The 12,679-nt window shown below is 68.9% G+C and carries 8 protein-coding genes; 5 read left to right on the top strand and 3 right to left on the bottom strand.

The genetic code is table 11. The features are described from left to right. Window position 1: 1 nt before the first annotated feature. The gene (gene rpsT, locus ABS64_RS11595) at window positions 2–262 is read right to left on the bottom strand and encodes a 30S ribosomal protein S20 (protein WP_036285140.1); all 261 of its coding nucleotides are present in this window, start codon (window positions 260–262) and stop codon (window positions 2–4) included. Window positions 263–479: 217 nt separating this feature from the next. Between rpsT and ABS64_RS11590 the strand changes: the two genes are divergently transcribed. Further along, window positions 480–1,775 carry an MFS transporter gene (locus tag ABS64_RS11590; RefSeq protein WP_292683702.1) on the top strand — a complete coding sequence of 432 codons (1,296 nt, stop codon included), beginning with the start codon at window positions 480–482 and terminating at the stop codon, window positions 1,773–1,775. Here the strand turns inward: ABS64_RS11590 and ABS64_RS11585 are convergent. Together ABS64_RS11585 and ABS64_RS11580 are read right to left on the bottom strand one after the other, a co-directional pair. Next, window positions 1,705–2,448, bottom strand: a complete 744-nt coding sequence (locus tag ABS64_RS11585) for an alpha/beta hydrolase (protein WP_005049408.1) — start codon at window positions 2,446–2,448, stop codon at window positions 1,705–1,707. The two genes, ABS64_RS11590 and ABS64_RS11585, sit on opposite strands and share 71 nt — an antisense overlap. A 108-nt stretch (window positions 2,449–2,556) precedes the next feature. Next, window positions 2,557–7,293 (bottom strand): ExeM/NucH family extracellular endonuclease, encoded by a 4,737-nt coding sequence (locus ABS64_RS11580; protein WP_292683700.1) that lies wholly within the window; start codon window positions 7,291–7,293, stop codon window positions 2,557–2,559. 146 nt (window positions 7,294–7,439) lie between these two features. Between ABS64_RS11580 and ABS64_RS11575 the strand changes: the two genes are divergently transcribed. From ABS64_RS11575 to hemW, 4 genes are all read left to right on the top strand, one after another. Next, window positions 7,440–8,570 carry an IS30 family transposase gene (locus tag ABS64_RS11575; protein WP_363331288.1) on the top strand — a complete coding sequence of 377 codons (1,131 nt, stop codon included), beginning with the start codon at window positions 7,440–7,442 and terminating at the stop codon, window positions 8,568–8,570. A 339-nt stretch (window positions 8,571–8,909) separates the two neighbouring features. Beyond that, window positions 8,910–10,760, top strand: coding sequence for a translation elongation factor 4 (gene lepA, locus ABS64_RS11570; RefSeq protein ID WP_005049411.1), 1,851 nt, complete (start codon window positions 8,910–8,912; stop codon window positions 10,758–10,760). A 28-nt stretch (window positions 10,761–10,788) separates the two neighbouring features. Further along, complete coding sequence (locus ABS64_RS11565; protein WP_288121478.1) at window positions 10,789–11,439, top strand: DUF1990 family protein; 651 nt, start codon at window positions 10,789–10,791, stop codon at window positions 11,437–11,439. Then, complete coding sequence (gene hemW, locus ABS64_RS11560; RefSeq protein ID WP_292683697.1) at window positions 11,439–12,656, top strand: radical SAM family heme chaperone HemW; 1,218 nt, start codon at window positions 11,439–11,441, stop codon at window positions 12,654–12,656. The genes ABS64_RS11565 and hemW overlap by 1 nt, the downstream gene beginning before the upstream one ends. Window positions 12,657–12,679 lie beyond the last annotated feature (23 nt).

Below are 12,679 nucleotides of genomic sequence, written 5' to 3'. Positions count from 1 at the left end.
CTCAGAGAGCGGCGACCTGCTTCGCGATCGACGACTTGCGGTTCGCGGCCTGGTTCTCGTGGATGACGCCCTTGCTCACGGCCTTGTCGAGCTTCTTGGACGCCTTCGCGAGCGCCTTCTCGGCAGCGGCCTTGTCGCCGGCGGCGATCGCCTCGCGGGTGCGACGCACCTCGGTCTTCAGCTCGCTCTTGACGGCCTTGTTGCGCTCGCGCGCCTTCTCGTTGGTCTTGTTGCGCTTGATCTGCGACTTGATGTTCGCCACGTTCGACGGCTCTTTCGTTCGGTTTTCGATGGATGTGCCGGGGTAGCGGTAGAGGGACGCCTCCGGCGGCGTGCGGGGTGGGACCCACACGCAAGCCAATCACCGAGTCTATCAGGTCGCCGCGCGCCGCCCCCGCAATGCGGGCTCCGGCGCCGGGCGTGCGGCATGATCGGCTCGTTCGGCCTCATCGACGAGGCCCGCCGACGAAGGAGTCGCCGTGACTGCCGCCTCGCCAGACCCGAGCACCCGGAACGCGCCCCGACGCGCCGGTGCCGCATGGTTCACACTGTTCACCCTCGCGTGGCTGGCGATCTGGACAGCCCAGCTGACCCCGCTGCAGCTGCTCATCCCGCTGCAGCTGAACACCCCCGGCGACGCCGACCGGTGGATCTCGGGAGTGGTGTCCTCGGGGACGGTTCTGGCAGCCGGCGGCCTCGCGGGTGTCATCGCCGGCCCACTCGCCGGCGGCATGAGCGATCGCACCCGCGGCGCCTTCGGCAGGCGTCGTCCGTGGGCGCTCGGGGGAGTGGTACTGGGCGTCTTCTCGCTGATCGGCCTCGCGTTCGCCACGGGCCCGTGGACGGTGGCGATCTCGTGGATCGGCGTCTCCGTCGGTGTCGCCGTCGCATCCGCAGCGTTCACCGCGATGATCGCCGACCAGCTCACCGAGCAGCGCGGCACCGCTTCCGCCTCGATCTCGTCCTCGCAGGCCCTCGGAGTCGTCGTCGGCGTGGGGGTCATCGTCCTTCTCGGCCTGGGCGTGATCGCGGGGTATCTCGTCCTCGGCGGCGTCCTGCTGATCGCGGGCGGCCTCGGCGCCCTGCTGCTGCCCGACCCGCCCGCACCCGCCGCTTCCGCCACCGCACGCACCCGTCTCTCCGCCGCGGAGCGCTTCGCCGCATTCCGGGACCGCGATTTCGCGTGGATGCTGTGGGGGCGTCTCGTCGTCAACATCGGCAACGCGCTCGGTACCGGCCTGCTGCTGTTCTTCCTTCTCTACGGGCTGCACCGCGACCCGGCCGACGCGCAGGACGAACTGCTGCTGCTCATCGTCGTCTACACCGTCTTCGTCGTCGTGGCCTCCGTCGTCGCCGGGGCGATCTCGGACCGCACCGGACGCCGACGCGGCATGACGGTCGCCGCGGCCTTCGTGCAGGGCGCTGCCGCTCTGCTGCTCGCGGTGTTCCCGTCCTTCGACATCGCCCTCGTGGCGGCCGCACTGCTGGGCGTCGGGTACGGCGCATACATGGCCGTCGGGCTCGCACTCGGCACCGACCTCCTGCCGTTTGCCGAGGACAGCGCGCGCGACCTGGGCTTCGTCACCGTTGCGGCGAGCCTGGGGCAGCTGCTGGGACCGCTCGTCGGCGCCGGCCTCGTCGCCGCCGTCGGGGGGTTCTGGCTGCTGTTCCTCGGCGGCGCCGTGCTGTCGGTGCTCGGCGGACTCATGACCCTGATGGTGCGGGCTGAGTCCCGGCATCCATCGTCGCCAGCGCCAGATCCACAACGGCGTTGAAGACCCGCGGACGCATCGCGGTGACCAGGTGCGAGGTACGTGGCACCACGATGAGCTCCGCGGCGGGCACCAGAGACGTGAACAGCCTCTCGTTGATGCGCAACTGATCGAACTGCCCGTTCACGAACCACGTCGGCACCGCGATGCGACGCAGCGCGGCGAGCAGGTCGAGCACCGACAGGCTGCGCAGCGCGGTGTCCTGCGCGTCATACGCATACCCACCGGCGCCGAAGTCGGCCCTCGTCTCGACGGGCAGCGTGCGATCGAGCACCCACTCGGCGATCGGTGCGCCGCGGCGGGGAAGCCGATCGAAGCCGCGAGCGAGCGTGCGATAGGTCTGCAGCGCCACGCCGCGCGGGATCGCGGTGCAGGATGCCGCGATGAACGCGTCGACCGGCGGGCGCTCCGCCGCGCCGACGTACTCGATGGACACGAGACCGCCCATGGAGTGGCCGACGAGCAGCACACGACCGCGTGTGGCGGCATCGCGCACCGCGCCGTCGATCGTCGCGAATGCGCCGTCGAGCGTGAAGGGCTCGCCCATCCGCGCACCGTGGCCCGGGAGATCGAGCGCGACCGCGTCGATGCCGCGGCCGTGCAGATGCTCGACCTGCGCGCGCCACATCGTCGCCGAGGTACGGATGCCGTGCACCATCACCACCGTCGTCGCCATGGTCTTCAGCCTAAGCAGTCGGTGCGGCGCCGGACCCGACGTGCGCGCAGGCACGCACGAGGCCCCGGACACCCGCCGAAGCGGGGCCGGGGCCTCGGGTGCGAGCGATCAGCCCATGAGGCTCCGACGACGACGTGTCATCGCGAGCAGCAGGCCGGCCGCGAGCAGGAACGCTCCGCCGAGCGCGAGACCCCAGGGGAGCTCGGCGCCCGTGGTGGCGAGTGTGCCTTCGCCGACCACCTGCAGCGGAAGGTTCAGCACGACCCGTCCGTCGGCACCCAACACGATGAGGTGGTGAGTACCCAGCGGGAGCGTCGACGGCACGGTCACGGTGAACGTCACGCGGCCCGCGGCATCAGCGGCCGGGATGCCGGTGATGACGATCGGATCGCTGTTCAGCGTGGCGACCACCTGTTCGCGCGCGCCCAGCCCGGTGAGGGTCACCGTGAACGACGCGCCGCGCTCGATGCGCCCATCGGCCGACAGCCCCGCGCTCGACACACCCGCCGCCGCACCGCCGGTGCTCGGCAGCGTCGTCGACGGCGACGGAGACGGCGCACCGGTCGGGGCGCCCGTCGGGGAGGGCGAACCGGTCGGGGACGCGCTCGAGGTCGGGTCCGGCGTCGGTGCGGTGGTGGTGACCAGCACAGCGCGTCCGACCGGCGAGGGCGCCATCGGCTTGACCGCCGCTGCGTAGGCGAGCGTCGCGTCGAGGTCGACCTGACCGGTGTCGGTGCGGGCGGTTCCCTGCGCGAACGGCGTGAAGCCGTCCCCGCCGTTGGCGAGGAACGAGTTCGTCACCACCGTGAAGGTGTCGGCGTCGCTGATCTTCTTCCCATCCAGCGACATCGACACGATGTGTCCCGACCGCGACGCCGTCTGGCCGGCGAGCGGTGCATCCTCGGTGTACTCGTAGGTGAAGCCCTTCGAGACGCCCAGGTGCAGCTTGGGACGGTCGCCGGTCGACTGCCACTGGCGCGTCAGGATGTCCTTCAGCTGGGCACCGGTGAGGGTCACCGTGACGAGCGTGTTCGCGAACGGCTGCACGGCGGCGAGTTCCTTGAAGGTCACCGTGCCGTCTCCGGTCCGCAAGAGGTCGGCACGCAGTCCACCCGGGTTCATCAGCGCGATCTGCGCCTTCGTGCCCGCGTAGGCCGGGTTGGTGCTCGTGGCCCAGAGGTAGATGTCGGCGACGGTGTTGCCCATCGTCGACTCGACTCCGCGGTCCGAGCCGCCCTTCCCGCCGCGCAGGATGTCAGCCGTGATGGCACCGACCGGCTTGGAACCGATCGTGATGGCCTGCGCGGTGAAGCCGGCGACCATCGAGGCGACCGCCGCATCGGCCGGGTAGGCCTTGGCGAGCGCCTGCGTCGATCCGGTCGCCGACACCAGCTCGTGAGCGTCGGTGTCGTACTGCAGCGACAGCTGGCCGAGCGCCTTGCCGTACTCCGCCGCCTGGATGACCGGTCGCAGCTTCCCGCTGGAGCCCACCTGCACGTTGCACGCGTATGTCTGGTGCGTGTGCGCGGAGACAATGGCGTCGATGTGGCTGGATGCCCCGCGGATGAGGGTGCCGAAGTCCGACGGGTCGGTGGCGACCGCATCGCACTGGTTCGACACCGACGACCCGGAGTGCGTCAGCAGCACCGTGACATCGGCCAGATCACCGTTGGAGATCTTGTCGGCGACGCGGTTGGCCGCCTCGAGCTGGTCGCCGAAGTCGATGTCCTTGATTCCCTGCGGATCGACCATGCGTGCCGTGTCGGTCGTGACGGTGCCGATGAACGCGACGCGCACGCCGTCGATCGTCTTCACGGCGTACTCCGGGAGCGCCGGCGTCTTCGTGCCCTTCTGGTACACGTTGGCGCCGAGCGCGTAGGGCGAGCCCGCCGCGATCTGCTCCGGCGTCACGTTCTTGACGTCGGTGTTACCGCCGAAGCGCGGCAGAACGCGGCCCTTGAGGTCGTCGAAGCCACGGTCGAACTCGTGGTTGCCGACAGCCGACACCTCCAGGCCGGACGCCTTGAGAGCATCGATGGTCGGGCTGTCCTGCTGGATCAGCGAGGTGAAGGTCGACGCCCCGATGTTGTCGCCGGCCGAAACCAGGATCGTGTTCGGGTTCTTCGCCTTCTTGGCGGCGACGGCCCCGGCGAGAACGGCGGCTCCCGCCTCGCCCTGGCTACCGGCTTCGATGCGACCGTGGAAGTCGTTGATCGTCAGGATGTCGATCATCGTCGGTGCGCTCTTGCGCGCGGACAGACCGACCTTCAGCGGATCGTGATCGCTCGAGCGATACGGACCGTCCTGCCAGAACAGCGTGCCGTGGTTGTTGTAGCGGCTGTACTCCAGCGCCACCGACTCGCCCGAGTTGATGTTCCAGACATCCCCTCCGGTGACGCGCTTGCCGGCCGCCACGTTCAGCAGCACGTGGTCGAGCGAACCCGAGAGACCGTCGAACGAGTAGGTGGAACGCCCCACCTTCAGCGCCGACTCGGCATCCGTGTAGCCCGCGTCGTAGAGGACCTTCAGCGGGTCCTCCTGGGTGTAGGAGTTGAAGTCGCCGACGAGGACGGCGGCCTCGCCGGTCGTGGTGATCGAAGAGACCCAGTCCCGCAGAGCGGTCGCCTGAGCGACGCGCGCCGGGTTCCAGGCACCCTGGCCGTCCTTCTGGTCGGCCTGCGATCCGCTGGCGCCGCTGGAACCCTTCGACTTGAAGTGGTTCACGACGAACAGGAACGGCTCGCCGCCACCCGCGGGCGCGAACTTCTGCGCGATCGGCTCGCGTGCGTTGTCGAAGGCCTGCCCTGAGCCGGACTGCGTCCCCAGCGCGAGCGCATCGCCGACCGGGGCGACCCGTGCCGGCTGATAGATGATCGCGTTGCGGATGACGTCCTGCTGCGACGCATCGGGCAGCTGAGCGGATGCCGGGACGTAGGCCCACTTCTCGCTTCCCGCAGCGGCGTTGAGCGCCGCGACGAGGGTCGAGACGGCCTTGTCCGGCGTCGACGGCGTGGACTTGGCCGAGTTCTCGATCTCCATGAGACCGACCACCGAGGCATCCAGCGTGTTGATGGCCGAGACGATCTTCGACTGCTGCCGGGCGAGGTCCGCCGCACCCCACGCACCGCGCAGGTCGCAGCCGCCGCGCACGTTCGTGCCGACGCCGGCGCGGTCGGTGTACGGCTGGCAGGACGCATCGGACGAGCCGAGCGTCGTGAAGTAGTTGAGCACGTTGAACGAACCCACGCTGAGGTCACCGCCGACCGAGGCGGGAGCCGCGGTGCGCGGGTTGGTGAAGCTCGCCTGCCCCTGCGTCTTGCCATCGCCGGCGAGGAAGGACACCGGGTTCAGCTTCCATGCGTTGTTGCGGTAGTCGAGCACGAACGTGCCGCTCAACGATGCCGTGCCGCCGACGACGACCGGCTTGTCGAGCGAGACATAGGCCGGAGTCAGGTCGCCGTTGAGCAGCGCGCCCGCACCCTTGTTCGCCCGCGCGGCGTAGTCGAGCGAACCGCCGTCGTCGAGGATGACGCCGCGGGCCAGGTTGTCGGCCGCGACGGCTTCGGCCTCGGAGGATCCGGGCCGCGCGACGTCGGTGGGCTGACGAAGAACGCCCGCGCCTGCCGCAAGGCCGACCTCGCCGTACCGGTTCGTGTTGTTGGTGTTGGTGACCGTGAAGGTGCTCGAGACGCTGACGAGCATCGACTCGAGGCTCTCGCGCTGAGTGATGGCACTCGGCCAGGTGGTGAGCACGACGGGGGTGGGCTTCGCAGCATCCGCGATCTTCGTCGCCTTGCCGGCGTCGACGGTGAGCTGGGTAAGCCCGTTGAACTCGCCCGCCGTGCCGGTGACGCGCACGGTGTCGCCGAGTGCGACCTCGCTGGCCACGGCCGAAGTCTTCGCATAGACGAAGATGGCGTCGGATGCCGTGTGGGTGCTCAGATCGACCGTGCCGCCCGTTCCGGGCGTCTGGATGACGTAGCCGTTGTAGCCGCCCGTCGCGTAGTGAGCGGTGACGACGCCTTCCGTCGTAACCGTCTGACCGTTCAGCGGCGTCTTGTCGGCGGATCCCTGAATCGCGGCGATCGATGTGATCGTCTCGGTGCCGGGGGTTCCCGTCGACGTCGGCTGCGGCGTCGGGGTGGACGTCGTCGTGGGCTGGGGAGTGGGGGACGCGGTACCGGTCGGCCCGGGCGTCGGCTCCGCGCCGGAGGCGGAGTTCTGCGGAGTGGGGGCGCCCACGGCGAAGTCCGCGCTGTTGACGGCAGTGTTGGTGTGCGACGCGTTACGCGAGATGCTGGTCGCGTTCTCGGTCGCGGAAGCGGGGGAGCCGGCCGCGGGTGTCGCGGAGTCTCCCCAGGCCACGTAGTCGACGACGCCCGCATCGTTCGGCCCGGTGATGGCGGCCGAGCTGGAGACGAGGGCGACCTTGCCGGTCGTCCCGCTCAGCGCGAGCGAGCCGACGGCATCCGGTGTGGGAAGGGGCGTCGTCCCGCCTTGCCCCTTCGCCTCCTGGACGAGGAATGTGCGTCCGGCGGCGATGGTGCCGCTGAGGGGCTGCGCCGAGAACTTGTTGTCGCCGCCTGCTGCGGCGTACTGCAGCGTCCAGCCGTCGAGGCTGACCGGCGCCGACGAGACGTTCACGAGTTCCACGAAGTCGTGCGTGTAGGTGGCCTTGCTGTTGCCGCCCCCGCCGTAGACCTCGTTGATGAGCACGGCGGCGTCCGCGGAGACCGCCGCCCGAGCGGGAAGAGCGGCCAGACCCGCGCCGGTGAGGGCGAGGGCTCCGGCGGTGATGGCGGCGACGAACGAGCGTCGCTTCCGCCTCTCGGCGGTGGGACGCATGGGCGGTTTCAGGGTCCTAGCGCAACGCCCTTTCGAGGGAGCAGGTTGTGTCGAGAAGGATTGCGTGGGAGACGCGGGCGGCGGCGGTTCATGGCCTGATCGCGGGCCGTTCGGCTCTCGAGTTCGCGCCGACGCTGGGTGTCAGCATGAGTGTCGTGAAGCTGTGGGCCAGGCTCGCGGGCGTGGAACTCATGACGGGGCGCCTCGGCGGTGCGAGACCGATGCTTATGGATGCCGTGATCGAGGAACGCGATGACCGCGGGTATCGGCGTTTGACGCTGGCGGACCGCTCATTCATTCAGGCGGGCTTGGCGATGCGTCCTCCGCTGTCGGTCAGGACGATCGCGAGGGAGCTGGGCGTGTCGGCTTCGACGGTCTCCCGCGAGGTCCGTGCGCATCAGGTGCGGCACTGGGAGACACAGCATTACGACGCGCGTATCGCGCACTACCGAGCATTGGCGGCTCGTCCGCGGTCGCGACCCGGGAAGCTCGAGCATCCTCCGCTGCGCGCCGCGGTCGTGTCACGCTTGAACAACCGATACTCGCCGCAGCAGGTCGCGGGCGAGCTGACGCTGATGTTCCCTGACGACCCGGAGATGCGTGTGTCGCACGAGACGATCTATCAGGCGCTCTACGTGCAGGGCAAAGGCGCCTTGCGTCACGAGCTCACAGTCGAGAAGGCGCTGCGGTCCGGGCGGACGGCACGGGTCCCGAAATCGAAGCTGCCGCGCCGGTCGAGCCGCCCCTGGCTGGAAGGGGCACGGTTGGCTGACCGTCCCGCCGAGGTTGAGGCCCGTGCGGTGCCGGGCCACTGGGAAGGAGACCTCGTCGTCGGTCCGGGCAACTCCGGGATCGTGACCCTGGTTGAACGCGCGCACCGATTCACACTCCTCGGGCGGCTACCCGGGCAACGCGACAGCAAGACTGTCACGGATGTCCTCGTCGGCATGATCCGAGAACTCCCCGCGACGTTGGCCCGCACGATCACGTGGGACCAGGGCGCCGAGATGGCCGAGCACGCTGCGTTCACCGTCGCCAGCGACTGCAAGGTGTTCTTCTGCGATCCGCACTCGCCCTGGCAGCGTGGCACGAACGAGAACACAAATGGACTGATCCGCGACTTCTACCCCAAGGGGACGAACTTCAACGAGATCAGCGACGAAGACCTCGCCGAAACCCAGCGGCTCCTGAACATCAGACCGCGTCGCATCCTCGGCTACCGGAAACCAGCTGACATGATCAACGAACTGATCAACGGTGTTGCGTTAGCCAACTGAAACCGCCATGGCGTCCGGTGTCGGATCTGACACGTGTTCTCCCTGATTTCGCATGCAACAGCGGACAGCCGCATACACGGCGGTCCTCTTCGGTGATTGAGTGCCGATGATGAGGTGGCTGTGAGACGAAAAGGTTTCACCGAAGTGAACGCCGCACGACATCCGGTCCCATCGAACGTGAGATCGAGCTTCTGTGGCGCGGATCGCGGCGGCAAGAGAATGAGCGGTTAGCTCTTTCTCATCCTGCGCGGCCCTGGCGCGTCGCGCGACGGGGACGCTAGAGTCCCGCGCGCAGCGGCGCGGGGGCGCCGCCGCAGACGCCGGTAGACTGCTCGGGACATGTCACCCCGCGCCCTGAAGCCTCTCGAGCCGTCTGCGACCCCTCCAGAGCTGATCCGCAATTTCTGCATCATCGCCCACATCGACCACGGCAAGTCCACGCTGGCCGACCGCATGCTGCAGATCACCGGCGTGGTCTCGGACCGCGATATGCGTGCGCAGTACCTCGACCGTATGGACATCGAGCGCGAGCGCGGCATCACGATCAAGTCGCAGGCCGTCCGCATGCCGTGGGCGACGACCGACGGCACCTTCGCACTGAACATGATCGACACGCCCGGCCATGTCGACTTCACGTACGAGGTCTCGCGCTCGCTGGCCGCCTGCGAGGGCGCCATCCTTCTCGTGGATGCCGCGCAGGGCATCGAGGCGCAGACCCTCGCGAACCTCTACCTGGCGCTGGAGAACGACCTCCAGATCATTCCGGTGCTCAACAAGATCGATCTGCCCGCCGCCGATCCGGAGAAGTACGCCGCAGAGCTTGCGAACCTCATCGGCGGCGACCCCGCCGACGTGCTGCGGGTCTCGGGCAAGACGGGCATGGGGGTGGAGGAGCTGCTCGACCGCATCGTCGAGCGCATCCCCGCGCCGGTCGGCGACGCCGACGCCCCGGCGCGCGCCATGATCTTCGACTCCGTCTACGACGCGTACCGCGGCGTCGTGACATACGTCCGCATGGTCGACGGCAAACTCGAACCGCGCGAGCGCATCCAGATGATGTCCACGCGAGCGACCCACGACCTGCTCGAGATCGGTGTCTCCAGCCCCGAGCCGGTTCCCACCCGGGGCCTCGGCGTCGGCGAGGTGGGCTACCTCATCACCGGCGTGAAGGACGTGCGCCAGTCGAAGGTCGGCGACACGATCACCAACCACCGCAAGCCCGCAGGACAAGCGCTGGCCGGCTACACCGACCCCAAGCCGATGGTCTTCAGCGGCATCTACCCGATCGACGGCAGCGACTACGCCGATCTGCGTGAGGCGCTCGACAAGCTGAAGCTGTCGGACGCGTCACTCCAGTACGAGCCGGAGACCTCCGTCGCGCTGGGCTTCGGGTTCCGTTGCGGATTCCTGGGCCTGCTGCACCTCGAGATCATCACGGAGCGGCTGTCGCGCGAGTTCGGCCTCGACCTGATCACCACGGCCCCGTCGGTGACGTACGAGGTCACGACCGACACCGGCGAATCCGTCACGGTCACCAACCCGAGCGAGTACCCGGACGGCCGCGTCGCGAGTGTCTCGGAACCGGTCGTCAAGGTCGGCATCCTGCTGCCCAAGGACTACGTCGGCACGGTGATGGAGCTCTGCCAACAGCGCCGCGGAACGCTCCTCGGCATGGACTACCTCAGTGAGGACCGGGTCGAGCTGCGCTACAACATGCCGCTCGGCGAGATCGTCTTCGACTTCTTCGACCACCTGAAGTCGAAGACCCAGGGCTACGCGAGCCTCGACTACGAGCCTGCCGGATCCCAGGAGGCCGATCTCGTGAAGGTCGACATCCTGCTGCAAGGTGAGAAGGTCGACGCGTTCAGCTCGATCGTCCACCGGGAGAAGGCGTACGCGTACGGCACCCTCATGACCGAACGCCTCCGCAAACTCATCCCGCGCCAGCAGTTCGAGGTGCCCATCCAGGCCGCCATCGGCGCGCGTATCATCGCGCGCGAGAACATCCGCGCCATCCGCAAGGACGTGCTCGCCAAGTGCTACGGCGGTGACATCACCCGTAAGCGCAAGCTGCTGGAGAAGCAGAAGGAGGGCAAGAAGCGCATGAAGATGGTCGGTCGTGTCGAGGTGCCCCAGGAGGCCTTCATCGCTGCGCTCTCCGGCGATGTCGAAGGCAAGGACAAGAAGTAAGCCGGACGCCCCGGTTAGGCTTGACATCATGCGTCGCGGGAGCTTTCAGGACGACACGGTCGACTATGCCGCCGTCGGCGCCACGCAGGCGCACGACCTGATGAGCTATCCGCCGGAGAACAGCGTCCCAGCGGAGCACTCCTGGCTGCTGGGCAGCGGACAGGCTCGCTTCGAGTCGTCGGCCGACGCACTGCTGTCGTGGACGGCGCTGCGCGGAGCGGGTCTCACGATCTCGGACGTGCGTCCAGCGGCCGGCCCTATGTACACCGGGGTCGGCTACGACGTCGACGGCAATCCGACGGTGGCGAGCCGTCTGGAAGCCGACCAGCGCTTCGACGCCGACGGGACCCCGTACGTCGCTGCGGGAACGACGGTGCGGGTGCGCGGACACGTCAAGGGCATGAACGCGGACGGTGAGCTGCGCGTCATCTACGCGATCGAAGAGCCCCGGCGCGTCGGCTTCGCTCTGGGGACGGTCGGCGACTCCGTCGTGAGCGGCGAGGAGTCGTTCATCGTGACGTGGGCAGACAACGACGAAGTACGGTTCACGGTGCGCGCCTTCGACCGTCCCGTCGCCACGCTCTACCGCATCGTTCCGGCACTGGTGAAGCGACGCCGTCGTGAGCTGTTCCGCGGGTACCTGCAAGCCATCTCTCCGCTGTACACGACGCCGGCCTGATGGGCTCCGCCCTCCCTCTCGGTGACCCCGCGCCGGTCGACGGCGCGCTGCCGTCCGACATCTCGATCGACCCCGCCCGCGACTTCGGCGTCTACCTGCACGTGCCCTTCTGCCGGGTACGCTGCGGCTACTGCGACTTCAATACCTACACCGCCACGGAGCTCCGGGGCGCGCGCCAGGATGCGTACGCCGACGAGGTGCTCCGCGAAATCGCTCTCTCACGGGGCGTGCTGTCGGCGCGGGGGCCCCTCCGCGCGGCATCCACCGTCTTCTTCGGCGGCGGCACCCCCACTCTGCTTCCCGCGGGGGATCTGGCACGGATGCTCGACGGCATCCGCTCCGCCTTCGCGCTGGCCGCCGACGCCGAGGTCACCGTCGAGGCCAACCCCGACACGGTGACCGTCGCAATGGCACACGAGCTGGCAGAGGCCGGCGTGACCCGCATGTCGATCGGCATGCAGTCGGCCGTGCCCCACGTGCTCGCCGCACTCGAGCGCACCCACGATCCGGCCGGCGTGCAGACGGCCGTCGACGCCGGGCGCTCGGCCGGCCTCGATGTGAGCGTCGATCTGATCTACGGCGCGCCGGGGGAGTCGTTGGACGACTGGCGTCGTTCGGTCGAGGCGGCCGTGGCGCTCGCACCCGACCACATCTCCGCGTACGCGCTCATCATCGAAGAGGGCACGAAGCTCGAGCGCCAGATCCGCCGCGGAGAGGTCGCCGCGCCGGATGACGACCTCCAGGCCGACATGTACGAGCTGGCCGACGAGGCGTTCGCATCGAGCGGGTTCGGCTGGTACGAGGTGTCGAACTGGGCGACGGACACCGCCCACCGCTCTCGCCACAACCTCGCATACTGGCGCGGCACGGATTGGTGGGGCTACGGGCCGGGGGCGCACAGTCATGTCGACGGGCTGCGATGGTGGAACGTCAAGCACCCCGCGGCATACGCACAGCGCCTCGCCGCCGGCACCTCTCCTGCGGCTGCTCGCGAGCGCCCGGATGCCGCTGCGCGGCGACTCGAGGACGTCCTGCTGCGCTCGCGCATCGCGGAGGGCATCGCGGTGTCCGAGCTGACCGGAGAGGGTCGTCACGCGATCGCGGCACTCATCGCCGACGGGCTCATCGACGGGTCCTCCGCCGTGCGCGGCCGCGTCGTCCTCACCCGCCGCGGCCGCCTGCTGGCGGATGCCGTGGTGCGCGCCCTCACCGCCTGACCGCGCGATCGCGGTAATATTGG

It is taken from the genome of Microbacterium sp. SCN 69-37 (genome assembly GCF_001724435.1).
Classification (GTDB): domain Bacteria; phylum Actinomycetota; class Actinomycetes; order Actinomycetales; family Microbacteriaceae; genus Microbacterium; species Microbacterium laevaniformans.
This window is presented reverse-complemented; position numbering and strand designations above follow the sequence as displayed.